Annotated in this window: 18 protein-coding genes and 2 pseudogenes; 16 read left to right on the top strand and 4 right to left on the bottom strand. The window is 73.4% G+C overall.

The genetic code is table 11. The annotated features are described in order from the left end of the window. Positions 1 to 59: 59 nt before the first annotated feature. The 4 genes and pseudogenes from fdhD to ACFY32_RS17165 all read right to left on the bottom strand — a co-directional run. Complete coding sequence (gene fdhD / locus ACFY32_RS17180; protein ID WP_359196992.1) at positions 60 to 908, bottom strand: formate dehydrogenase accessory sulfurtransferase FdhD; 849 nt, start codon at positions 906 to 908, stop codon at positions 60 to 62. A gap of 7 nt (positions 909 to 915) precedes the next feature. Further along, positions 916 to 1,047, bottom strand: coding sequence for a hypothetical protein (locus tag ACFY32_RS17175; protein WP_390674655.1), 132 nt, complete (start codon positions 1,045 to 1,047; stop codon positions 916 to 918). 132 nt (positions 1,048 to 1,179) lie between these two features. Beyond that, positions 1,180 to 1,338 (bottom strand): annotated as a pseudogene (locus tag ACFY32_RS17170) (hypothetical protein); the annotation flags it as partial. A 142-nt stretch (positions 1,339 to 1,480) separates the two neighbouring features. Continuing rightward, positions 1,481 to 2,074: pseudogene (locus ACFY32_RS17165) on the bottom strand (2-dehydropantoate 2-reductase); the annotation flags it as partial. Between the two features lie 255 nt (positions 2,075 to 2,329). Here ACFY32_RS17165 and ACFY32_RS17160 point away from each other — a divergent pair. From ACFY32_RS17160 to ACFY32_RS17085, 16 genes are all read left to right on the top strand, one after another. Next, positions 2,330 to 3,277: a beta-ketoacyl-ACP synthase III gene (locus tag ACFY32_RS17160; RefSeq protein ID WP_390674592.1), complete on the top strand. Its 948-nt coding sequence runs from the start codon at positions 2,330 to 2,332 to the stop codon at positions 3,275 to 3,277. A gap of 130 nt (positions 3,278 to 3,407) precedes the next feature. Beyond that, positions 3,408 to 4,085 (top strand): GntR family transcriptional regulator, encoded by a 678-nt coding sequence (locus tag ACFY32_RS17155; RefSeq protein ID WP_359196986.1) that lies wholly within the window; start codon positions 3,408 to 3,410, stop codon positions 4,083 to 4,085. A 199-nt stretch (positions 4,086 to 4,284) separates the two neighbouring features. Further along, on the top strand, positions 4,285 to 5,466 hold the full coding sequence (locus ACFY32_RS17150) for an ROK family transcriptional regulator (RefSeq protein ID WP_359196983.1): 1,182 nt from the start codon (positions 4,285 to 4,287) through the stop codon (positions 5,464 to 5,466). Positions 5,467 to 5,672: 206 nt separating this feature from the next. After that, positions 5,673 to 7,190, top strand: coding sequence for a sugar ABC transporter ATP-binding protein (locus tag ACFY32_RS17145; protein WP_359196980.1), 1,518 nt, complete (start codon positions 5,673 to 5,675; stop codon positions 7,188 to 7,190). Continuing rightward, the gene (locus tag ACFY32_RS17140; RefSeq protein WP_390674591.1) at positions 7,187 to 8,206 is read left to right on the top strand and encodes an ABC transporter permease; all 1,020 of its coding nucleotides are present in this window, start codon (positions 7,187 to 7,189) and stop codon (positions 8,204 to 8,206) included. Before ACFY32_RS17145 ends, ACFY32_RS17140 begins: the two co-directional genes overlap by 4 nt. A 17-nt stretch (positions 8,207 to 8,223) precedes the next feature. After that, positions 8,224 to 9,276: a substrate-binding domain-containing protein gene (locus ACFY32_RS17135; RefSeq protein WP_359196974.1), complete on the top strand. Its 1,053-nt coding sequence runs from the start codon at positions 8,224 to 8,226 to the stop codon at positions 9,274 to 9,276. A 533-nt stretch (positions 9,277 to 9,809) separates the two neighbouring features. Continuing rightward, a complete protein-coding gene (locus ACFY32_RS17130; RefSeq protein WP_390674654.1) occupies positions 9,810 to 10,961 on the top strand; it encodes a Gfo/Idh/MocA family protein in 1,152 nt (383 codons plus the stop codon). Between the two features lie 16 nt (positions 10,962 to 10,977). Then, positions 10,978 to 11,976, top strand: a complete 999-nt coding sequence (locus ACFY32_RS17125; RefSeq protein WP_359196971.1) for a sugar phosphate isomerase/epimerase family protein — start codon at positions 10,978 to 10,980, stop codon at positions 11,974 to 11,976. Positions 11,977 to 12,060: 84 nt separating this feature from the next. Beyond that, on the top strand, positions 12,061 to 15,777 hold the full coding sequence (locus tag ACFY32_RS17120; protein ID WP_390674590.1) for a ThuA domain-containing protein: 3,717 nt from the start codon (positions 12,061 to 12,063) through the stop codon (positions 15,775 to 15,777). Between the two features lie 218 nt (positions 15,778 to 15,995). Further along, the gene (locus ACFY32_RS17115; protein WP_390674589.1) at positions 15,996 to 17,222 is read left to right on the top strand and encodes an inositol-3-phosphate synthase; all 1,227 of its coding nucleotides are present in this window, start codon (positions 15,996 to 15,998) and stop codon (positions 17,220 to 17,222) included. A gap of 254 nt (positions 17,223 to 17,476) precedes the next feature. Next, positions 17,477 to 18,496: an SCO3242 family prenyltransferase gene (locus ACFY32_RS17110; RefSeq protein WP_390674653.1), complete on the top strand. Its 1,020-nt coding sequence runs from the start codon at positions 17,477 to 17,479 to the stop codon at positions 18,494 to 18,496. Continuing rightward, positions 18,493 to 19,647, top strand: a complete 1,155-nt coding sequence (locus ACFY32_RS17105; RefSeq protein WP_390674588.1) for a sugar phosphate isomerase/epimerase family protein — start codon at positions 18,493 to 18,495, stop codon at positions 19,645 to 19,647. Before ACFY32_RS17110 ends, ACFY32_RS17105 begins: the two co-directional genes overlap by 4 nt. After that, positions 19,644 to 20,423, top strand: coding sequence for an EboA domain-containing protein (locus tag ACFY32_RS17100; protein WP_390674587.1), 780 nt, complete (start codon positions 19,644 to 19,646; stop codon positions 20,421 to 20,423). The genes ACFY32_RS17105 and ACFY32_RS17100 overlap by 4 nt, the downstream gene beginning before the upstream one ends. Further along, a complete protein-coding gene (locus ACFY32_RS17095; protein WP_359196956.1) occupies positions 20,423 to 21,271 on the top strand; it encodes a TatD family hydrolase in 849 nt (282 codons plus the stop codon). Before ACFY32_RS17100 ends, ACFY32_RS17095 begins: the two co-directional genes overlap by 1 nt. Before the next feature lie 3 nt (positions 21,272 to 21,274). Beyond that, positions 21,275 to 22,444 carry a metabolite traffic protein EboE gene (gene eboE, locus ACFY32_RS17090; RefSeq protein ID WP_390674586.1) on the top strand — a complete coding sequence of 390 codons (1,170 nt, stop codon included), beginning with the start codon at positions 21,275 to 21,277 and terminating at the stop codon, positions 22,442 to 22,444. Continuing rightward, positions 22,441 to 23,829, top strand: coding sequence for an alkaline phosphatase family protein (locus tag ACFY32_RS17085; RefSeq protein ID WP_390674585.1), 1,389 nt, complete (start codon positions 22,441 to 22,443; stop codon positions 23,827 to 23,829). Before eboE ends, ACFY32_RS17085 begins: the two co-directional genes overlap by 4 nt. Positions 23,830 to 23,925: the final 96 nt, after the last annotated feature.

Here is a 23,925-nt window from a genome sequence, read left to right as displayed (position 1 = left end):
CGGCGCAGGGGGCGCTCCCCGTCGGCCGGGGCCCCGCCGTCGTGTCGCGGGGGACCGGGTCAGCCCCGGGGGGCCGCGGCCCGCAGGGCGATGCGGTCCTCGCCCGCGTACACGTTCATCGAGTTGCCGCGCAGGAAGCCCACCAGGGTCAGGCCGGTCTCGGCGGCCAGGTCCACGGCGAGGGACGACGGGGCGGACACGGCGGCCAGCACGGGGATGCCGGCCATGACGGCCTTCTGCGCCAGTTCGAAGGAGGCCCGTCCGGAGACGAGCAGCACCGACCGGGACAGCGGCAGGCCGCCGTGCTGGAACGCGCGGCCGACGAGCTTGTCGACCGCGTTGTGCCGGCCGACGTCCTCGCGGACGTCGGCGAGTTCCCCGTCCTCGGTGAACAGGGCCGCCGCGTGCAGTCCGCCGGTGCGGTCGAAGACCCGCTGGGCGGCGCGCAGCCGGTCGGGGAGGCTCGCGAGGAGGCCGGGGTCGAGGCGGACGGGGGGCGCGTCGGCGATGGGCCAGCGGGCGGTGGTACGGACCGCGTCCAGGCTGGCCTTGCCGCACAGCCCGCACGAGGAGGTGGTGTAGACGTTGCGTTCCAGGGTGATGTCGGGCAGGACCACCCCGGGCGCGGTCCGCACGTCGACCACGTTGTAGGTGTTGACGCCGTCGGCGGTGGCGCCCGCGCAGTACACGATGTTGCCCAGGTCGGCCCGGTCGGCGAGGACGCCCTCGCTGACCAGGAACCCGGCGGCGAGGGCGAAGTCGTCGCCGGGGGTGCGCATGGTGATGGCGAGGGGCTTGCCGTTGAGCCGGATCTCCAGGGGTTCCTCGGCGACGAGCGTGTCCGGCCGGGCCGAGACCGCCCCGTCCCTGATCCGGATCACCTTGCGTCGTTCCGTGACTCGTCCCATGTCCCCATCAGTCCGTTCCGTCGGGTCGGTCCCGGTTCTGCACGTGCCGGTAGCCGAAGCGCCCCTTGATGCACAGGTTGCCGTGGGTCACCGGGTCGTCGTGCGGCGAGGTGACCTCGACGATCTCATTGTCCTGCACGCGCAGGGTGAGGCTGCGGCCCACTCCGCAGTACGCGCACACCGTCGTCGTCCCCTTCTGCCGGGTCCCGTCCCAGGTGCCCGCCGCCCGCATGTCGTACTCCGACCTGGCGGACAGCGCGCCGGTGGGGCAGACCTCGACGCAGTTGCCGCAGGCGTCGACGCACTTGTGGCACAGGATGCACTTGCCGTAGTCGCGGACGTAGAGGTCGTTGTCGACCCGGGGTTCCCCTCGACCCGGGCCGCCTCCGGGCCGAAGCGGTCGGGCCGCGCCCCGTACTCCTCGATCCACTCGGCCGCCCGCGGGGTGGTCGACAGGTCGACAGGTCGACGGAGGAGGCGACAAGTTCCAGGACGACCTTGCGGCTGTGCCGGGCGCGTTCGGTGCCGGTGCGGACCACCATGCCGGGCTCGGCCCGGCGGGAGCAGGCGGGGCGCAGATCGGGCTCGACCGGGCACTTCAGGCCGCCCGCCCGCATCGCCTCGCTCAGGGCCAGACAGCGGGCGGAGACGCTCCGGTCGGGCTCGCCGAGGGAGAACCGGGTGCCTTCCAGGTGCCGGACCACGCCCGGCTCCGCCAGTTCGGTGGCCGCGTAGACCACGCAGCCGACGGCCCGTTCGGGCGCGAGCACCGCGCTGACCGCGCCGCCGGGGTCCACGCTCTCGACGCGGTGGCCGTCGTGGGGGCCGCCGTGCCGGTGGAAGTACCACCAGGGGATGCCGTTCTGGGCGGCGACCACCGCCGTGGTGTCGTGGAGCAGCGGCCCGACCAGCGGCCCGCACGCCGCGTAGGAGGTGGCCTTCAGCCCCAGGAACACATAGTCGACCGGGCCCACTTCGGCCGGGTCGTCGGTGGCGCGCGGCCGGGCGGTGAAGTCACCGCGCGGACTGCGCACCCGCACCCCGTGCCGCCGCATGGCCGCCAGATGGGGTCCGCGGGCGATGAGCTGGACGTCGGCACCCGCGCGGTGGAGCGCGGCGCCCACGTAGGCGCCGATCGCGCCGGCGCCGAGGACGGCGACTTTCATACCGGAAGCTCCGTTCGGTCGGGGTCGTACCGAGGAACCGAAGAACGAGCCGAGGGCGAGCCGGAAGTGCGAGGCACCACTGTCGACGAAATATTGTCTACAGTATGGATATAGGCTCGGCAAGGTTTCGCGCAGGCCCGTGACGGAAGCCGACAAGCCGCGCTGCCGTTTCCTGTCGCATCACCTGCCGCCGTACCCGTGAGTCACTGATCAGACTGGTGCATCCCGCAACCTGAGGCAGAGGGGTATCCGCCCATGCACCGCTCGCGTATCACCGGCGTCGGCCACTACCAGCCCGCCCGCGTCCTCACCAACGAGGACCTGGCCGGTCTGGTCGACACCAGCGACGAGTGGATCACGAGCCGGGTGGGCATCCGCACCCGCCGCATCGCCGGCCCCGACGAACCGGTCGACGAGCTGGCCGCGCACGCCGCCGCCAAGGCCCTCGCCGCGGCCGGGGCCGCCCCCGGCGAGGTCGACCTGGTGCTGGTCGCCACCTCCACCGCCATCGACCGCTCCCCGAACATGGCCGCCCGTGTCGCCGCCCGGCTCGGCATGGCCGCGCCCGCCACCCTCGACATCAACGTGGTGTGCGCCGGCTTCACCCACGCCCTGGCCAGCGCCGACCACGCCGTGCGCGCCGGTGCCGCGCGCCGCGCCCTGGTCATCGGCGCCGACAAGATGTCCGACGTCACCGACTGGACCGACCGCACCACCTGCGTCCTCGTCGGCGACGGGGCGGGCGCCGCCGTCGTCGAGCCCTGCGCCCCGGACGCGGAACCCGGCATCGGACCGGTGCTGTGGGGCTCGGTCCCCGAGATGGGCCACGCGGTACGCATCGAGGGCACGCCCCCGCGCTTCGCCCAGGAGGGGCAGAGCGTCTACCGCTGGGCCACCACCAAGCTGCCCGCCGTCGCCCGCGAGGTCTGCGCCCGCGCCGGGACCGACCCCGCCGACCTCGCCGCCGTCGTCCTGCACCAGGCCAACCTGCGCATCATCGAGCCCCTCGCCGAGCGGATCGGCGCCCACCGCGCCGTCGTCGCCCGCGACGTCACCGAGTCCGGCAACACTTCGGCCGCCAGCATCCCGCTCGCCCTCGCCAAGCTGGTCGAACGCGGCGCGGTCGGCAGCGGCGACCCGGTCCTCCTCTTCGGCTTCGGCGGCAACCTCTCCTACGCGGGCCAGGTCGTCCGCTGCCCCTGACCGCCCTGACCGCCCTGGCCGCCCGGCTGCGCCGTAGACTGTAGACGAAAGACAATTGACACTTCCTTTACTGTCTTTACCATCTGCATTGTCTCTACCGTCTGCCGTCGTCTGCGCCGAGGGGACCGCGATGTTGTCGACCGGACTGCCCCAGGGGGCGGTACCCAAGCTCGAACGCCCCGGCCCGCTGCGGGACCGGGTCTATGAGGCGCTGCTCGAACTCATCACCACCCGCGCCCTCGGTCCGGGCCAGCACCTCGTGGAGAGCGAACTCGCCGGCCACCTCGGGGTCTCCCGCCAGCCCGTGCGCGAGGCCCTCCAGCGGTTGAACACCGAGGGCTGGGTCGATCTCCGCCCCGCCCAGGGCGCCTTCGTGCACGAGCCGACCGAGGCCGAGGCCGACCAGCTCCTGACCGTCCGTACGCTGCTGGAGGCCGAGGCCGCCCGGCTCGCCGCCGCGGGCGCGTCCAGCGCGGGCGTGGCCGCCCTGGAGGAGCTGTGCGCCGAGGGCGAACGGGCCGTCGCCGCCGACGAGGTGGACGCCGCCGTCGCCCTCAACGCCCGCTTCCACGCCAAGGTGATGGAGCTGGCGGGCAACGCCGTCCTCGCCGAACTGGCCGCCCAGGTCGACCGCCGGGTCCGCTGGTACTACACGCCGATCGCCCGGCGGCGCGGACAGCAGTCCTGGGTCGAGCACCGCGAACTGATCGCCGCCATCGCCGACCGGGACGAACAGCGCGCGACCCGGCTGATGCGGGAGCACACCGAGCACACCCGGCGGTCGTACCACGCCCGTTCGGCGTCCTGAGGGGTCCCCGCCGGGCTTCGCGGGGGGCCGCGCGGGGCCCTGAGGGGTCCTCCGTCACACCGCTCTTTGTCCTGTGAGTGGAGAAAGTCGGCGGCAATCTGTGCACAGCTTCTTCCCAGTCTGGGCAGCCGCTGCTACGTTCCCTTCGAAAGCACCACAGCAGGCGGCCGATTGAGGCGGGGAGGGGCTCGTGAGACGCATGACCGCACGACCCGCCAACGCCCACCAGGCCAGGCTGCTGAAGCTGTTGCGCGACGGCGGCCCCAACTCCCGGGCCCAACTGGGCGACCAGGTCGACCTCTCCCGGTCGAAGCTGGCCGTCGAGGTGGACCGGCTGCTGGAGACCGGGCTGGTCGTGGCCGACGGACTCGCCGCCTCCCGCGGCGGGCGCCGCTCGCACAACATCCGGCTCCACCCGCACCTGCGTTTCCTCGGCGTCGACATCGGCGCGACCTCGGTCGACGTCGCCGTCACCAACGCCGAGCTGGAGATCCTCGGACACATCAACCAGCCCATGGACGTCCGCGAGGGACCCGTAGCGGTCTTCGAGCAGGTCCTGTCCATGGCCGCCAAGCTGCGGGCCTCGGGGCTCGCGGAGGGCTTCGACGGCGCCGGCATCGGCGTCCCCGGGCCGGTCCGCTTCCCCGAGGGCGTCCCCGTGGCGCCGCCGATCATGCCGGGCTGGGACGGCTTCCCCGTGCGGGAGGCGCTCAGCCAGGAACTCGGCTGCCCGGTCATGGTCGACAACGACGTGAACCTGATGGCGCTGGGGGAGCAGCACGCGGGCGTCGCCCGCACCGTGCAGGACTTCCTCGTCGTCAAGATCGGCACCGGTATCGGCTGCGGCATCATCGTCGGCGGTGACGTCTACCGCGGGACGACGGGCAGCGCGGGCGACATCGGACACATCCAGGCCGTGCCCGACGGCCGCCCCTGCGCCTGCGGCAACCGGGGCTGCCTGGAGGCCCACTTCAGCGGCGCGGCGCTCGCCCGCGACGCCGAGGAGGCCGCCCAGCAGGGCCGGTCGGCCGAACTCGCGGCCCGGCTGGAGACGAACGGGGGCCTCAGCGCCGCCGACGTCGCCGCCGCGGCCGCCGCGGGCGACGCCACCGCCCTCGATCTGATCCGCGAGGGCGGCAACCGCACCGGCCAGGTCATCGCCGGCCTGGTCAGCTTCTTCAACCCCGGACTCGTGGTGATCGGCGGCGGGGTGACCGGCCTCGGCCACACCCTGCTCGCCGCGATCCGCACCCAGGTCTACCGCCAGTCGCTGCCCCTGGCGACCGGCAACCTGCCCATCGTGCTCGGCGAACTGGGCCCCACCGCCGGCGTCATCGGCGCGGCCCGGCTCATCAGCGACCACCTGTTCTCCCCCGCGTAGAGCCGCACCACCGTACGCACCACCGTACGCACACCCCTGGCAAGAGAACGCCTTCCCGCGCAGCGCTCCGCCCCGCTGTGCCCAGTGACACCAGCGATTCTCGGCAGAGCCGCACGACGCCGAGCACCGCCCGGCCACGTCCCGCCCTACCGCTCCGCCCTGATCTGCCCTGACACCGGCCCGCACGCCCGCCGAGGGGACCACACATGGCACCAGAACCACCGCTGCTCAGCATGTCCGGCATCACCAAGTCGTTCCCCGGAGTCCGGGCCCTGGACGGCGTCGACCTCGACGTCCAGGCCGGCGAGGTGCACTGTCTGCTCGGCCAGAACGGGGCCGGCAAGTCCACCCTCATCAAGGTCCTGGCCGGTGCCCACCAGCCCGACACCGGCACCATCCGCTGGCGCGGCGAGGAGGTGACGCTCCGCTCGCCCATCGCCGCCATGCGCCTGGGCATCGCCACCATCTACCAGGAACTCGACCTGGTGGAGCACCTGTCGGTCGCCGAGAACGTCCACCTCGGCCACGAACCGACCGCCGCCGGATTCGTCGTCCGCGGCAAGGCGGCGCGCGCCTCCACCGGCGCCCTGCTCAAGCGGCTCGGGCACCCGGAGATCGAACCCGGCCGCCTGGTGGGGGAGTTGTCGGCGGCGCAGCAGCAGATCGTGTCCATGGCACGGGCCCTCTCCCACGACGTACGGCTGATCGTGATGGACGAGCCGTCCGCCGCACTCGACCCGGACGAGGTCGACAACCTCTTCCGGATCGTCGGCGACCTGACCGCCGCCGGTGTCGCCGTCGTCTACATCTCGCACCGCCTGGAGGAGATCCGCCGCATCGGCGACCGGGTCACCGTCCTCAAGGACGGCCGCGCCGTGGCCCGCGGACTGCCCGCCAGATCGACGCCGACCAGCGAGGTCGTCGCCCTGATGACCGGCCGCAACGTCGCCTACGTCTTCCCGGACCGGCCTTCCTCGCCGCCCTCGGCCGAACCGGTGCTGAGCGTGCGGGGGCTGACCCGCGAGGGCGAGTTCGCGGCCCTGGACCTGGACATCCGCCCGGGGGAGATCGTCGGGCTCGCCGGACTGGTCGGCTCCGGCCGCTCCGAGATCCTGGAGACCGTCTTCGGCGCCCGCAGGCCCACCGCCGGGCAGGTCCTGGTCGAGGGACGGCCGTTGCGGCCCGGCAGCGTACGGGCCGCCGTCCGCGCCGGACTCGGCCTGGCCCCCGAGGAACGCAAGGCCCAGGCCCTGCTGATGCTGGAGTCCGTCACCCGCAACGTGTCGGTCTCCACCATGTCCCGCTTCGCCCGCGCCGGCTGGATCGACCGCCGCGCCGAACTGGGCGCCGCCCGCGCCGCCACCCGCGAACTGTCGCTCCGGCCCGACAACCCGGACGTGCCCGTGCGCACCCTGTCCGGCGGCAACCAGCAGAAGGCGGTCCTCGCCCGCTGGCTGCTGCGCGGCTGCCGCGTCCTGCTCCTGGACGAACCCACCCGCGGCGTCGACGTCGGCGCCCGCGCCGAGCTGTACGCGGTCATCCGGCGCCTCGCCGACGAGGGCCTCGCCGTGCTGCTGGTCTCCAGCGAGGTCCCCGAGGTGCTCGGCCTCGCCGACCGCGTGCTGGTGCTGCGCGAGGGCCGGGTCGTGCACGAGGCGCCCGCCCGCGAACTCGACGAACACCGCGTACTCGACCTCGTGATGGAAGGAAGCCCGGCGTCATGACGCAGCACGCATCCCCGCCCCGGGACGGCACCGGCAAGGCGGCACCCGTGGACGGGCCGCCCGCCTGGCGGGGCGTGATCGCCCGCGCCGACGTCCGCACCCTCTCCCTGCTCGGCGTCCTCGCCGTCCTGGTGATCATCGGCGGTGTCACCAAGCCCGACGAGTTCCTCGACACCCGCAACCTCCAGCTCGTCCTCACCCAGGCGTCCGTGATCGGCGTCGTCACCGTCGGCATGACCTTCGTCATCATCTCCGGCGGCATCGACCTCTCCGTCGGCGCCATCGTCGCCCTCGCCTCGGTGTGGGCCACCACGGTCGCCACCCAGGAGTACGGATTCCTCGGCATCCTGTTCACCGCGATCGTGGTCGGCGTCGGCTGCGGACTCGTCAACGGCGTCCTCATCGCGTACGGCGCGATGGTCCCGTTCATCGCCACCCTCGCCATGCTCGCCTCCGCCCGCGGCCTGGCCCTGCAGATCACCGACGGACGGACCCAGATCGTCACCGTCGACGGCATCCTCGACCTCGGCGAACGCGACTCCTACGTGCTCGGCGTCCCGCCCCTGGTGCTGGTCTTCGCCGCCGTCACCGTCGTCGGCTGGCTGGTGCTGAACCGCACCACCTTCGGCCGCCGCACCGTCGCCGTCGGCGGCAACGCCGAGGCCGCCCGCCTCGCCGGCATCGACGTCCGCCGCCAGCGCCTCTACCTCTACCTGCTGTCCGGGCTGTGCTGCGGCATCGCCGCCTTCCTGCTGATCGTCCTGTCCGGCTCCGGCCAGAACACCAACGGCAACCTCTACGAACTCGACGCCATCGCCGCCGCGATCATCGGCGGCACGCTGCTCAGCGGCGGCCGGGGCACCATCGTCGGCTCCGTGCTCGGCGTCCTGATCTTCACCACGATCACCAACATCTTCGCCCTGAACAACCTGCAGAGCGACGTCCAGCAGATCGCCAAGGGCGCGATCATCGTCGCCGCCGTGCTGGTCCAGCGCCGTACCGCGAGCACGACCTGAGGAAAGGGTTCACCGCCATGCCCGAGCACACGCCCCTCGCCAGCCGCAGAGGACTGCTCTTCGGAGCCGCCGCCGTCTCCGCCGGCGCCTTCCTCACCGGGTGCACGAGCAACGAGTCCGACGACGACAAGGAGGCCGCCGCCGACACCCGGCCGGCCGCCGACGACAAGCCCGGCAAGCCGGTCACCATCGGCTACGCCGGTCCGCTCGCCGACCACGGCTGGCTCAACGCCATCAACGACCAGGCCAAGAACCGGGCGGGGAAGTACTCCGACGTCACCCTCGAAGTCACCGAGGGCTCCAACGACACCGCCCAGCAGATCGGCCAGATCGAGACCCTCATCAACAAGAAGGTCGACGTCCTGGTGGTGCTGCCCGCCGACGGCAAGGCGCTCACCCAGGTCGGGCTGAAGGCGATGCGGGCCGGGATACCGGTGGTCAACCTGGACCGGGTCTTCAACACCCCGCAGGCGTACCGCTGCTGGATCGGCGGTGACAACTACGGCATGGGCCTCAACGCCGGGCACTACATCGGCGAGAAGCTCAAGGGCAAGGCCGGCGCCCGGGTGGTCGAGCTGGCCGGCCTGGACAACCTGGAGCTGACCAAGCAGCGCAGCCAGGGCTTCGACGACGCCCTGAAGAACTACCCCAACATCAAGAAGGTGGCCCGCCAGGCCGCCGACTTCACCGTGGAGTCCGGCCAGGCCAAGATGGCCCAGCTCCTCCAGGCCCAGTCGAAGTTCGACGCGCTGTGGAACCACGACGACGACCAGGGCGTGGGCGCCCTGCGCGCCATCGAACAGGCCGGACGCGACGACTTCCTGATGGTCGGCGGCGCGGGCGCGCTCTCCGCGTTCCAGGCCATCAAGCAGGACAACGGCGTCCTGAAGGCGACCGTCCTCTACCCGCCGACCATGGCCGCCTCCGCGATCGACCTCGCCCGCGCCCTCGGCCAGGGCAAGGGGATCGGCGGCCTCGCCGAGTACGAGATCCCCGCGTCGATCACCCTCTACTCGGCCGTCGTCGACAAGGACAACGTCGACCAGTACATGTCCACCGGCTTCAAGTGAGGAGCCCCGCCCCACGGGCCTGACCAGCCCTTCGGGGTGGGGACCACCCCCCACCGCGCCACCACGACGAGGAGGACAACCGCATGGGACAGCCGCAGCAGCCCGAGGGGGCCGGGGCGCAGACACCGGCCCCCGGGGCGCAGGCACCCGCCCCCGGGACCGGGACCGCCGCAGCCACGGGGACGACGGCCGGTGAGGCCACCGGAACGGCGCCGCCGGCCCCCGGGGCGGTCGGCACGGTGACGCCACCGGCCCCGGAGGCGGCCGGTGCGGTGCCGGCCCCCGGGGCGGTGGGCCCGGTGCCGTCGGCCACCGGAGCGGTCGGCACGGCGCCGCCGACCGCCGGGGCCGTGGACGGCGCGGCCACGGGGGCGTCGGCCGTCGGGGGCGTGGTGTCGTCGGCCGTCGTGGGCGCGGTGACGCCGACCGTCGGAGCCGTCGAAGCCGGCGGAGCCACCGGCACCGAGGCGTCGGCCGTGGTGGTGCCCCGGCCCGCCGGGGCGTCCGTCGGCAGGCCGGCGCTGCGGGTCGGCATGGTCGGCTACGCCTTCATGGGCGCCGCCCACTCCCAGGGCTGGCGCACCGCCGGCCGGGTCTTCGACCTGCCGCTGAACCCGGTGCTCGCCGCGATCTGCGGCCGGGACGCGGACGCGGTGCGCGCCGCCGCCGACCGGCACGGCTGGGCGGCCGCCGAGACCGACTGGCGGGCGCTGATCGCCCGGGACGACGTCGACCTCGTCGACATCTGCACCCCCGGCGACAGCCACGCCGAGATCGCGCTCGCCGCGCTCGCCGCCGGCAAGCACGTCCTGTGCGAGAAACCGCTCGCCAACACCGTCGCCGAGGCCGAGGCGATGACCCGCGCCGCCGACGAGGCCGCCGCCCGCGGCCAGCTCGCCATGGTCGGCTTCAACTACCGCCGGGTACCGGCCACCGCGCTGGCCCGGCGGATGGTCGCCGAGGGCCGGATCGGCAGGCTGCGGCACGTGCGGGTGACCTACCTCCAGGACTGGCTGGTCGACCCCGAGGCCCCGCTGACCTGGCGGCTGCGCAAGGAACTCGCCGGGTCCGGCGCGCTCGGCGACCTCGGCGCGCACATCGTCGACCTCGCCCAGTACCTGACCGGCGAGAAGCTGGCCGGTGTCTCCGCCCTCACCGAGACCTTCGTACGGCGGCGCCCGCTGCCCGCCGGCGCCGCCCGGGGCCTGACCGCCGGGTCGGCGGACGGCACCACCGGAGAGGTCACCGTGGACGACGCCGCCGTCTTCACCGGCCGCTTCCCCTCCGGCGCCCTCGCCTCCTTCGAGGCCACCCGGTACGCCACCGGCCGCAAGAACGCCCTGCGCATCGAGCTCAACGGCGAACACGGCTCCCTCGCCTTCGACCTGGAGCGGCTCAACGAGCTGGCGTACCACGACGGCACCGAGCCCGGAGAGCACGCCGGTTTCCGCCGCATCCTCGTCACCGAACCCGAACACCCCTACCTGGCCGCCTGGTGGCCGCCCGGCCACGGCCTCGGCTACGAGCACACCTTCGTCCACCAGGCCCGCGACCTGGTCCACGCCGTGGCCGACGGCCGCCGCCCGGAACCCTCCTTCGCCGACGGACTCCAGGTGCAGCGCGTGCTCGCCGCCGTGGAGGAGAGCGCCCAGAAGAACTCCGTCTACACCCCGATCGCCCCCTGAGGAGGCTGGCAGCGACATGCCGCGCAACTTCACGCTCTTCACCGGCCAGTGGGCGGACCTGCCCCTGGAGGAGGTCTGCCGACTCGCCCGCGACTTCGGCTACGACGGCCTCGAACTCGCCTGCTGGGGCGACCACTTCGAGGTCGACAAGGCCCTCGCCGACCCCTCCTACGTCGACTCCCGCCACCAGCTTCTCGACAAGTACGGCCTGAAGTGCTGGGCCGTCTCCAACCACCTGGTGGGCCAGGCGGTCTGCGACGCCATCATCGACGAACGCCACCAGGCGATCCTGCCCGCCCGCATCTGGGGCGACGGCGACGCCGAGGGCGTACGGCAGCGGGCCGCCGCCGAACTCAAGGACACCGCGCGGGCCGCCCGCCGGCTCGGCGTCGACACCGTCATCGGCTTCACCGGCTCCGCGATCTGGCACCTGGTCGCCATGTTCCCGCCCGCCCCCGAATCGATGATCGAACGCGGCTACCAGGACTTCGCCGACCGCTGGAACCCGATCCTGGACGTCTTCGACGCCGAGGGCGTCCGCTTCGCCCACGAGGTCCACCCCAGCGAGATCGCCTACGACTACTGGACCACCCGGCGCGCCCTGGAAGCCGTCGACCACCGCCCGGCCTTCGGCCTCAACTTCGACCCCTCCCACTTCGTCTGGCAGGACCTCGACCCGGTCGGGTTCCTGTGGGACTTCCGCGACCGGATCTACCACGTCGACTGCAAGGAGGCCCGCAAGCGCCTCGACGGCCGCAACGGCCGCCTCGGCTCCCACCTGCCCTGGGGCGACCCGCGCCGCGGCTGGGACTTCGTCTCCGCCGGGCACGGCGACGTGCCCTGGGAGGACGTCTTCCGGATGCTGCGCTCCATCGACTACCAGGGCCCGGTCTCCGTGGAGTGGGAGGACGCCGGCATGGACCGGCTCCAGGGCGCCCCCGAGGCCCTCGCCCGCCTGAAGACCTACGACTTCGAGCCGCCCAGCGCGTCCTTCGACGCGGCGTTCGGCAACTAGCCCGCACCCCTTCCGGGGTGACGGCGCACCCCGGCGCCCGCACCGCACCCACCCGTACGGCACACCCGTTTCCGGAGGGACTTCGTGCACAGAACCAGGCTCCGCAGCACCCGCGCGCCCAGAAGGCGCAGACTCCGCACCAGCCTCGCCCTGCTCACCGGCCTGCTCCTGGCCGTCGGCACCCCCGCCACCGTGGCCGGCGCCCACCCCGGCCACCCGGAGCACGACAGCCCGGCCCCCGCGGCCGAGGGGCAGTTCCAGCAGGTGCCGCTCGCCAAGGGCGAACCCGAGATGGGCGAGCCGATGTCGCTCGCCGTGCTCCCGGACCGCAGCGTCCTGCACACCTCGCGCGACGGCACCCTGCGCCTCACCGACCAGGGCGGCGTCACCAAAATCGCCGGCAAGCTCGATGTCTACAGCCACGACGAGGAGGGACTGCAGGGCGTCGGCATCGACCCGGACTTCGAGCACAACCGGGCGATCTACCTCTATTACGCCCCGCCGCTCGACACCCCTGAGGGCGACGCCCCGGAGAACGGCACCGCCGCCGACTTCGCGAAGTTCGACGGCGTCAACCGCCTCTCCCGCTTCGTGCTCAACCCCAACGGCACGCTGGACCTGGCCAGCGAGAAGAAGGTCCTGGACGTCGCCACCTCCCGCGGCATCTGCTGCCACGTCGGCGGTGACATCGACTTCGACGCCGAGGGCAACCTCTACCTCTCCACCGGAGACGACTCCAACCCCTTCGCCTCCGACGGCTTCACCCCGATCGACGAGCGGTCCAGCCGCAACCCGGCCTTCGACGCCCGCCGCAGCTCCGGCAACACCAACGACCTGCGCGGCAAGATCCTGCGCATCAAGGTCGCCGAGGACGGCTCGTACACCGTCCCGGAGGGCAACCTCTTCGCCCCCGGCACCGCGAAGACCCGCCCCGAGATCTACGCGATGGGCTTCCGCAACCCGTTCCGGATGAGCGTCGACGACGAGACCGGCATCGTCTACGTCGGCGACTACGGCCCCGACGCCGGCGCCGCCGACCCGAACCGCGGCCCGGCCGGACAGGTCGAGTTCGCCAAGGTCACCGAGCCCGGCAACTTCGGCTGGCCGTTCTGCACCGGCGACAACGACCCGTACGTCGACTACGACTTCGCCACCGGCACCTCCGGCGAGCCCTTCGACTGCGCCGCCCCGAAGAACACCTCGCCGCACAACACCGGCCTGGTCGACCTGCCGCCCGCGCAGCCCGCCTGGATACCGTACGACGGCGGCTCCGTGCCCGAGTTCGGCACCGGCTCCGAGTCCCCGATGGCCGGACCGGTCTACCACTACGACCCCGACCTCGACTCCGAGGTGAAGTTCCCCGAGGCGTACGACGGCGACTTCTTCGCCGGTGAGTTCGGCCGCCAGTGGATCAAGCGGATCGAGCAGAACGAGGACGGGACGGTCGCGTCGATCAACGACTTCCCGTGGACCGGCACCCAGATCATGGACATGGAGTTCGGCCCCGACGGGGCGCTCTACGTCCTGGACTACGGTCTCTCCTGGTTCCAGGGCGACGACGACTCCGCCCTCTACCGGATCGAGAACGCCGAGGACGGCTACTCCCCGATCGCCGAGGTGAGCGCCGACAAGACCTCCGGCGCGGTGGGCCTGAAGGTCGCCTTCACCGGCTCCGCCAAGGACGCCGACTCCACGGACCTCACCTACCGGTGGGACTTCGGCGACGGCACCACCGGCACCGGCCTCACCCCCACCCACCGCTACAAGAAGGCCGGCACCTACACCGCGGTCTTCACCGCCGAGGACCCCGAGGGCAACACCGGCAACGCCAGCGTCCGCATCGTGGTCGGCAACACCGAACCCAAGGTGCGGATCGACATACCCGGCAACGGCACCCTGGCCGCCTTCGGCGAGCCCGTCCCGTTCAAGGTGACCGTGACCGACCCCGAGGAGACCGTCGACTGCTCCAAGGTCAAGGTCACCTACAGCCTCGGCCACGACCACCACGCCCACGAGCTGACCAGCGAGATGGGCTGTGAGGGCACCCTGAAGCCGCCGGCCGGCGAGGGCGGACACGACCCCAACGCCAACATCTACGGCGTCGTCGGCGCCAGCTACACCGACGGCGGGGCGAACGGCCAGGAGGCGCTGACCGGCACCGCCCGCGCCGTGCTCCAGCCGCTGCACCGCCAGGCCGAGCACTTCACCACCCAGTCCGGCATCCAGACCTACGACAAGTCCGGCGCCAACGGCGGCAGGACCGTCGGCGACATCAACGACGGCGACTGGATCTCCTTCAGCCCCTACAAGTTCGACGGGCAGAAGAAGATGACCGTACGCGCCTCCTCCGGCGGCTCCGGCGGCTACCTCGAACTGCGCACCGGCTCGCCCACCGGCCCGTTGCACGGCTCGGCCTACATCCCGCCGACCGGAAGCTGGGAGACGTTCCAGAACGTCGACGTGCCCCTGCGGGCGCTGCCCAGGAAGACCACCGACATCTACCTCGTCTTCCGGGGCGGCGACGGCGCGCTGTTCGACGTGGACGACTTCGAGTTCTCCAAGGAGCCCTTCAAGAACGGCAAGAAGGTCCTGGTCTTCTCCAAGACGGCCGGCTACCGCCACGACGCCATCCCGGAGGGCATCGCCGCCCTGAAGGAACTGGGCGCCCCGGCCGGCATCACCGTCACCGCGACCGAGGAGGCCAAGCAGTTCACCACGGCCAACCTCGCCAAGTACGACGCGGTCGCCTTCATGTCCACCACCGGTGACGTCCTCGACGCGGAACAGCAGACGGCGTTCGAGAACTACATCAAGAACGGCGGCGGCTACCTGGGCGTGCACGCCGCCGCCGACACCGAGTACGACTGGCAGTTCTACGGCGGCCTCGTCGGCGCCTACTTCGCCTCGCACCCCGCCATCCAGCAGGCCACCGTGCGCGTGGAGGACCACGACCACCCGGCCACCGCCCACCTGGACGACACCTGGGTGCGCACCGACGAGCTGTACAACTACCGCAGCAACCCGCGCGAGCGGGCCAAGGTCCTCGCCACCCTCGACGAGACCACCTACCAGGGCGGCACCATGAAGGGCGACCACCCGATCGCCTGGTGCCAGAGCTACCAGGGCGGCCGCTCCTTCTACACCGGCCTCGGCCACACCAAGGAGTCCTACGCCGACGAAGCCTTCCGCGCCCACCTGCTCGGCGGCCTCCAGTACGCCACCGGCCAGGTCAAGGCGGACTGCAAGCCGGACAAGGGCTACCGCGAGATCTTCAACGGCCAGACCCTGGACGGCTGGAAGCAGGCCGGCCCCGGCGGCTTCGACGTCAAGGACGGCACGCTGGAGTCCGACGGCGGCATGGGACTGCTCTGGTACCAGGCCAAGGAGCTGAAGTCGTACTCGCTCACGCTCGACTGGAAGATGCGCGGCGACGACAACTCCGGGATCTTCGTGGGCTTCCCCGCCTCCGACGACCCCTGGTCCGCGGTGGACAAGGGCTACGAGGTCCAGATCGACGCCACGGACGCCGCCGACCGCACCACGGGCGCCGTCTACTCCTTCAAGTCGGCGAACATCAAGGCCCGTGACCAGGTCCTGCGCCCACCCGGGCAGTGGAACTCCTACGAGATCAAGGTCCAGGGCGAACGCCTCCAGGTGTTCCTCAACGGAGTCAAGATCAACGACTTCACCAACAAGGACCCCGAGCGGAGCCTGACGGACGGCTACATCGGCCTCCAGAACCACGGCGCCTCGGACAAGGTCTCCTTCCGGAACATCCAGTTGAAGGAGCTGTCCTCCTAGCCCCTCACGGGGCCATCGGACGGCGACGGGCGGGGGACGCCGGACCCCCGCCCGCCGCCACCACCACCCGGCCGTCCGGCCGGTTCCCCAGGGGGCCCGCCGGTCGGCCGGCTCTCCGGGGCCACCCCGGTGTCCCCGGGGCCACCACCCGGTCCTTCCGGTGCTCTGCCCGGTGCGTCCGGGGTTCCACCACGACGCGTTCGACAAGGAGGCTGCCCATGTCCGCGTCCCCTTCCTCATTCTCTTCGTCCTCCGTCTCCCGTACTGGCGTGTGGCTGATCGGTGCGCGCGGTTCCGTCGCGACGACCGTGGTGGCGGGCGCCGCCGCGCTGACCGCCGGCCTGCACCCCCCGACCGGCCTGGTCACCGAGACCCCCCACTTCGCCGGGTCCGGACTCCCGCCCCTGACCTCCCTGGTCTTCGGCGGCCACGACACCGTCGACTGCCCCCTCCCCAAGCGCGCCGAGGCTCTGGCCGCCGGTGGTGTCCTGCCCCCCGGCCTGCCCTCCGCCGTCCGCGCCGAACTGGCCGCCGCGGAACGCGAGATACGCCCCGGCGGTCCCCTGCCCGGCGACACCCGGACCGCCGAGGAACTGATCACCGCCTTCGCCGCCGACATCCGCGACTTCGTCCGCCGCACGGGGGTCGCGCGGGCCGTGGTCGTCAACGTGGCGTCCACCGAGCCGCTCGCCACCGGCCGGGACCTGCCGCCCAGCTCCCGCTACGCGGCGGCGGCCCTGCGCGCCGGATGCCCGTACGTCAACTTCACCCCCTCCACCGGCCTCCACCACCCGTCCCTGGCCGACGAGGCGACCGCCTCCGGCCTGCCGTACGCGGGCCGCGACGGCAAGACCGGCCAGACGCTGCTGCGGTCCGTCCTCGGCCCGATGTTCGCCCAGCGCGCCCTCACCGTCCGGGCCTGGTCCGGCACCAACCTCCTCGGCGGCGGCGACGGCGCCGCCCTCGCCGACCCGGCCGCCGCGGCGGCGAAGAACGCCGGCAAGGAACGCGTCCTCGCCGACACCCTCGGCGCCCCCGTCGAGGGTGAGGTCCACATCGACGACGTCCCCGCGCTCGGCGACTTCAAGACCGCCTGGGACCATGTCGCCTTCGACGGCTTCCTCGGTTCCCGCATGATCCTCCAGACCATCTGGCAGGGCTGCGACTCCGCGCTCGCCGCCCCGCTCGTCCTCGACCTCGCCCGCCTCACCGCCCGCGCCCATGAACGGGGCCTCACCGGTCCGCTGCGCGAACTGGGCTTCTACTTCAAGGACCCGGTGGGGGACGGGCCCTCGGGGCTGGGGGAGCAGTACGCGGAGCTGCTGGGCTTCGCGGAGAAGCTGCGGGGGGACGCGCCGTCGCCGACCGGTTCGGGCTCGGCCGGGTCGGGTGCCGGTGCCGCTGTCCACGCGGATGCCGCCGCCGACGCCGGGGAGCGCCGGTGAGCCGGGGGAGCGGAGCGACCGGGTCCGCCGGGTCGGCGCGGCACGGTGCGACAGGCGTCGCGGCGAACCGGAACCCGGGCGATGCCGTCGACGCGACCGGCGCCGGGGACGCGGGCGGTGTCGATGACTGGACCGGCACAGGGGACGTGACCGGTGCCGGGGACGCGACCGGCGCCGGGGACGCGACCGGCGTCAGGGACGCGGGCGGTGTCGATGACTGGACCGGCACAGGGGACGCGACCGGTGCCGGGGACGTGACGGGTGCCAGGGACGCGACCGGTGCCGTTGCCGCGGGCGGTGCCGGCGTCCGCCCCTCCCGTGCGCTCGCCTGGGCCGAACTGCTGCGCCTGCCCGCCCTGTTCACCGTCCCCGGTGACGCCCTGGCCGGCGTCGCGGCGGCCGGGGCCCGGCCGGGACCCCGCACCCTCCTCGCCATCGGTTCCTCCGTCTGCCTGTACGAGGCCGGCATGGTCCTCAACGACTGGGCCGACCGCGCCGAGGACGCCGCCGAACGCCCCCACCGCCCCCTCCCCTCCGGCCGCGTCCACCCGTCCGCCGCCCTCACCGCCGCGGGCGCCCTCACCGCGGCCGGCCTGGCCCTCGCCGCGAGGGCGGGCCGCCCCGCGCTCGCCGTCGCCGCACCCCTCGCGGCGACCGTCTGGGCCTACGACCTCGCCCTGAAACACACCCCCGCCGGTCCCGTCGCCATGGCCGGTGCCCGCGCCCTCGACCTGGTCCTGGGCGCCGCCACCACCGGGCGCGTCCGCCCGGCGCTGCCCTCCGCCGCGCTGCTGGGCACCCACACCCTCGCGGTCACGACCGTCTCTCGCCGCGAGACCACCGGCGGCTCGGCACTGGCCCCCCTCGCGGCCCTCGCCACCACCGCGCTGCTGGCCCGGCTGACGGCCCGGCAGCCCACCCGGCTCCCGGCAGGCCGACGGGAAGCAGCCTCCCGCGGCCTGCCGGGCCTTTCCGCGACGGGCCGCGCGGCCCCCGCGACACGGCACCCGGGGCGGCGCCCCGCAGGGAGCGGTGAGCGGCTCGCCGCCGCCCTCGCCGCCGCTTACGCCGCCACGGCGGCCCGCCCCTTTCTGCACGCCGCCCTCAACCCCTCACCCCCGCTCACCCAGCGCGCCGTCGGCGGCGGCATCCGCGCCACTATCCCCCTCCAGGCCGCCCTCACCGCCCGCTCCGGCGCGAACGCCCTCGCGGTGCTGGTCGCGGGACTCGCCCCGCTGGGCCGGCGGTTCGCGAGGAAGGTGAGCATCACATGACGCGCCGCACACCCCCCGTACCGGCCCGTCCCGCCGTCCCCCCGTTCCGCTTCGGCTACGGGACCAACGGCCTCGCCGACCTCCGCCTCGACGACGCGCTGACCCTGCTCGCCGACCTCGGATACGACGGCGTCGGGCTGACCCTGGACCACATGCACCTCGACCCGCTCGCCCCGGACCTGGCCGCCCGCACCCGCCGGGTGGCACACCGCCTGGACGCGCTGGGCCTCGGTGTCACCGTCGAGACGGGCGCCCGCTATGTCCTCGACCCGCGCCGCAAACACGGTCCCTCCCTCCTCGATCCCGACCCCGACGACCGCGCCCGCCGCGTCGACCTGCTGCTGCGGGCCGTCCGGGTCGCCGCCGACCTCGGTGCCCACGCCGTGCACTGCTTCAGCGGTGTCACCCCCACCGGCACGGACACCGACACCGCGTGGAAGCGCCTCGCCGAGGCCCTCGCCCCGGTCGTGGACGCCGCCGCGGCCTGCGGAGTCCCGCTCGCCGTGGAACCCGAGCCCGGTCACCTCCTCGGCACCCTGGCCGACTTCCACCGGCTTCGCCGTGCCCTCGGCGACCCCGAGGCCCTCGGCCTCACCCTGGACATCGGGCACTGCCAGTGCCTGGAACCGCTCTCTCCCGCCGACTGCGTACGCGCCGCCGGTCCCTGGCTGCGGCACGTCCAGATCGAGGACATGCGACGCGGCGTCCACGAACACCTCCCCTTCGGCGAGGGCGAGATCGACTTCCCGCCCGTCCTCGCGGCCCTGGCCGCCGCCGGCTACCAGGGCCTCACGGTCGTCGAACTCCCCCGCCACTCCCACGCGGGCCCCCACTTCGCCACCCACTCCCTTCCCTTCCTCCACATAGCGGCGACCTCGGCCGTCGCCACCTCGCCGACGACGGCCGCCACCACTGCGGCGACGACGGCCGGTGCCACCTCGCCGGCGACGGCCGCCACCACTCCGGCGACGACGGCCGCCACCACCCCGGCAACAGCGGACGGCGCCACCCCGGCGCCCCCCGTCCGTCCCCCCGCGCCGCCCCCCACCGGCGCCACCCCGGCGGCCTCCGACGCCGCCACCGACGTCCAGCCGTCGGCCGCCCCACCCACCGGCGTGCCCTCGGCCACCCCACGAGGGAGCACCTCATGAGCCACCCCCACACCACCCACGGGACCGCACACCCGGACCCCAGCACCGCCCCCCGGCCCCCGGAGGACCCGGCCGCCCCCCACCGCGAGGACGCGCCCCCCACCGCCCCGGCCACCCCCACCACCCCGGCCCACACGCCCCCGGCCGCCCTGCGCACCGCGCTCGACGCCCACCTGGCCGGGGCCGCCCGTGCCTGGCTGGACCAGGCGCTGGACGAGGCGGCCACGCACCCCGGCGGGCACGGGCCGATCTCCGTGTGGGAGCTGCGGCTCGCCGAGGCCGCCCGCCGCTGCGGCCCGGTCCACGCCGACGCGGCCCGCGTGCTGATCCTGCACGCGGCCGGCGCCGACACCGACGCCCTGGCCCGGGTCTACCAGCAGGGCACCGCCGACGAACGCCGTGCCGTCCTGTACGCGCTGCCCCACCTCGTGCCCGGACCCGAGGCCCTCCCGCTGGTCGAGGACGCCCTGCGCACCAACGACACCCGGCTGCTGGCCGCCGCCGTCGGGCCGTACGCGGCCCGTCACCTCGACGCCCACCAGTGGCGGCACGCCGTGCTGAAGTGCCTGTTCACCGGCGTCCCGGTCGGTCACGTGGCGGATCTGGACCGCCGGTCCCACGGGGACGGCGAACTCGCCCGGATGCTCGCCGACTACGCCGCCGAACGCACCGCCGCCGGCCGTCCCGTGCCCGAAGACCTGCACCGCGTCCTGGCCCTGACCGGCCCCGCGACCCCGTCGCCGAGGCCGGCCGGCCCCCACGGCAAGGAGTCCTGATGCGCATCTTCGACCCCCACATCCACATGACCTCCCGCACCACCGACGACTACCAGGCCATGTACGCCGCGGGCGTCCGCGCCGTCGTCGAGCCCGCGTTCTGGCTCGGCCAGCCCCGCACCTCGCCCGCCTCCTTCCACGACTACTTCGACTCCCTCCTGGGCTGGGAACCCTTCCGCGCCGCCCAGTACGGCATCGCCCACCACTGCACGATCGCCCTCAACCCCAAGGAGGCCAACGACCCGCGCTGCGCCCCCGTCCTCGCCGACCTGCCCCGCTATCTCGTCAAGGACCGCGTCGTCGCCGTCGGCGAGATCGGCTACGACTCGATGACGCCCGCCGAGGACACCGCGCTCGCCGCCCAGTTGCAGCTCGCCGCCGACCACGGGCTGCCCGCCCTGGTGCACACCCCGCACCGCGACAAGCTGGCCGGCCTGCGCCGCACCCTCGACGTGGTCCGCGAGTCCGCGCTGCCCCCCGGGCGGGTGCTGGTCGACCACCTCAACGAGACCACCGTCAAGGAGGCCAAGGACAGCGGCGCCTGGCTCGGCTTCTCCGTCTATCCGGACACCAAGATGGACGAGAAGCGGATGGTCGCGATCCTCCGCGAGTACGGCCCCGACCGGGTCCTGGTGAACTCCGCCGCCGACTGGGGCCGCAGCGACCCGCTGAAGACCCGCAAGGTCGCCGACCTGATGCTCGCCGAGGGCTTCGGCGCGGACGACGTGGACCGGGTGCTGTGGCGCAACCCGATCGCGTTCTACGGGCTCAGCGGACGGCTCGACCTCGACGTCACCGCGCCCGACGCCACCCACGAGGGCAACTCGATCCTGCGCGGCGGGGAGTGAGCGATGCGCTTCCGGCACCCCGACGGCTCCGTCGTCCACCTCGCCTACTGCACCAACGTGCACCCCGCCGAGACCCTCGACGGCGTCCTCGCCCAGCTTCGCGACCACTGCGAGCCGGTCCGCCGCCGCCTCGGCCGGGACCGCCTCGGCATCGGCCTGTGGCTGGCCCGCGACGCCGCCCACGCCCTGGTCACCGACCCGTCCGCGCTGCGCGCCCTGCGCGCCGAACTCGACCGGCGGGGCCTGGAGGTGGTCACCCTCAACGGCTTCCCCTATGAGGGATTCGGCGCCGAGGAGGTCAAGTACCGCGTTTACCAGCCGGACTGGGCCGACCCCGAACGCCTGGACCACACCACCTCCCTCGCCCGTGTCCTCGCCGGACTGCTCCCCGACGACGTCACCGAGGGCAGCATCTCCACCCTCCCGCTCGCCTGGCGCACCGCCTACGACGACGCCCGCGCCGAGAAGGCCCGCGCCGCCCTGCTCACCCTCGCCGAGCGCCTGGACGCCCTGGCGGAGCTGACCGGCCGCTCCATCCGCGTCGGCCTGGAACCCGAGCCCGGCTGCGTCGTGGAGACCACCCGGGACGCCATCACCCCGCTCACCGCGATCGGCCACGACCGCGTCGGCATCTGCGTGGACACCTGCCACCTCGCCACCTCCTTCGAAGATCCGCGCACCGCCCTGGACGCCCTCGCCGCCGCCCGCGTCCCCGTCGTCAAGTCGCAGCTCTCCGCCGCCCTGCACGCCGAACACCCCCGTCTCCCCGAGGTCCGCGCGGCCCTCGCCGCGTTCGCCGAACCCCGCTTCCTGCACCAGACGCGCACCACCACGCCCGCCGGCCTGCGAGGCACCGACGACCTCGACGAGGCCCTCACCGGTGCCGCCCTGCCCGACTCGGCGCCCTGGCGGGCCCACTTCCACGTCCCGCTGCACGCCGACCCCGCCGCGCCGCTCACCTCCACCCTCCCCGTCCTGAAGTCCGCCCTGACCGAGCTGGTCGGCGGCCCGCACCCCCGCACCCGGCACCTGGAGGTCGAGACCTACACCTGGCAGGCCCTCCCGCCCGAGCTGCGGCCCCGCGTCCGCGCCCAGCTCACCGACGGCATCGCCGCCGAGCTGACCCTCGCCCGCGATCTGCTGACCGACCTCGGTCTGAAAGAGCTGCCATGACCCGGCCCGAAGGCCCCACCCCGCTCCTCGTCCTGGACGTCGTCGGCCTCACCCCCCGTCTCCTCGACCACATGCCCCACCTCCAAGCGCTCGGCCGGTCCGGGTCCCGCGCCCCGCTCGGCACCGTCCTGCCCGCCGTCACCTGCGCCGCCCAGTCCACCTTCCTCACCGGCACCCTCCCCTCCGAGCACGGCATCGTCGGCAACGGCTGGTACTTCCGCGAACTCGGCGACGTCCTGCTGTGGCGCCAGCACAACGGACTCGTCGCCGGCGACAAACTCTGGGACGCCGCCCGCCGCGCCCACCCCGGCTACACCGTCGCCAACATCTGCTGGTGGTACGCCATGGGCGCCGACACCGACATCACCGTCACCCCCCGTCCCGTCTACTACGCCGACGGCCGCAAGGAACCCGACTGCTACACCCGGCCCCCGGCCCTGCATGACGAACTCACCGAAAAACTCGGCACCTTCCCCCTCTTCCACTTCTGGGGACCCGGCGCCGACCTGGTCTCCAGCCAGTGGATCATCGACGCCACCCGGCATGTCATCCGCACCCGCCACCCCGACCTGACCCTCTGCTACCTGCCGCACCTCGACTACGACCTCCAGCGCTTCGGCCCCGACGACCCCCGCTCCCTGCGGGCCGCCGCCGACCTGGACGCGGCGCTGGCCCCGCTCCTCGACGACGCCCGCGCCGAGGGACGCACCGTCGTCGCCCTGTCCGAGTACGGCATCACCCGCGTGAACCGGTCCGTCGACATCAACCGCGCCCTGCGCCGCGCCGGCCTCCTGGAGGTGCACACGCAGGACGGCATGGAGTACCTCGACCCGATGGCCTCCCGCGCCTTCGCGGTAGCCGACCACCAGATCGCCCACGTCTACGTCCGCCGCCCCGAGGACCTCGCCGCCGCCCGCGCCGCCCTCGACGGGCTGCCCGGCATCGAGCAACTCCTCGACGACGAGGGCAAGAAGGCCCACCACCTCGACCATCCGCGCGCCGGAGAACTCGTCGCCGTCGCGGAGCCGGACGCCTGGTTCACGTACTACTACTGGCTCGACGACGACCGCGCGCCCGACTTCGCGCGGCTCGTCGAGATCCACCGCAAACCCGGCTACGACCCGGTGGAGCTGTTCATGGACCCGCTCGACCCCTACGTCAAGGTCAAGGCGGCCACCGCCCTGGCCCGCAAGAAACTCGGCATGCGCTACCGCATGGCGGTCGTGCCGCTGGACGCCTCGCCTATTCGCGGCAGCCACGGCCGCCTTCCGGCGAGCGACGACGACGGTCCGCTCCTCATCTGCTCCACCCCCCGTGCTGTCGGTGACCGTGTCGCGGCCACCGACGTCAAGCAACTCCTGCTCCGATTGGCCGGACTCGCATGACCGCGGCCATCTGATCCCGGCTCCATTTCAGTGAAGCACGCACCACTGACAACGGCCCGCCCCGAGCACATCGGGGCAGGTCACGACCGAGAAGGC

Source organism: Streptomyces sp. NPDC000134, assembly GCF_042899225.1.
Classification (GTDB): Bacteria; Actinomycetota; Actinomycetes; order Streptomycetales; family Streptomycetaceae; genus Streptomyces.
Note: the sequence above shows the minus strand (reverse complement) of the source record. Positions and strands in the feature narration are given on the sequence as shown.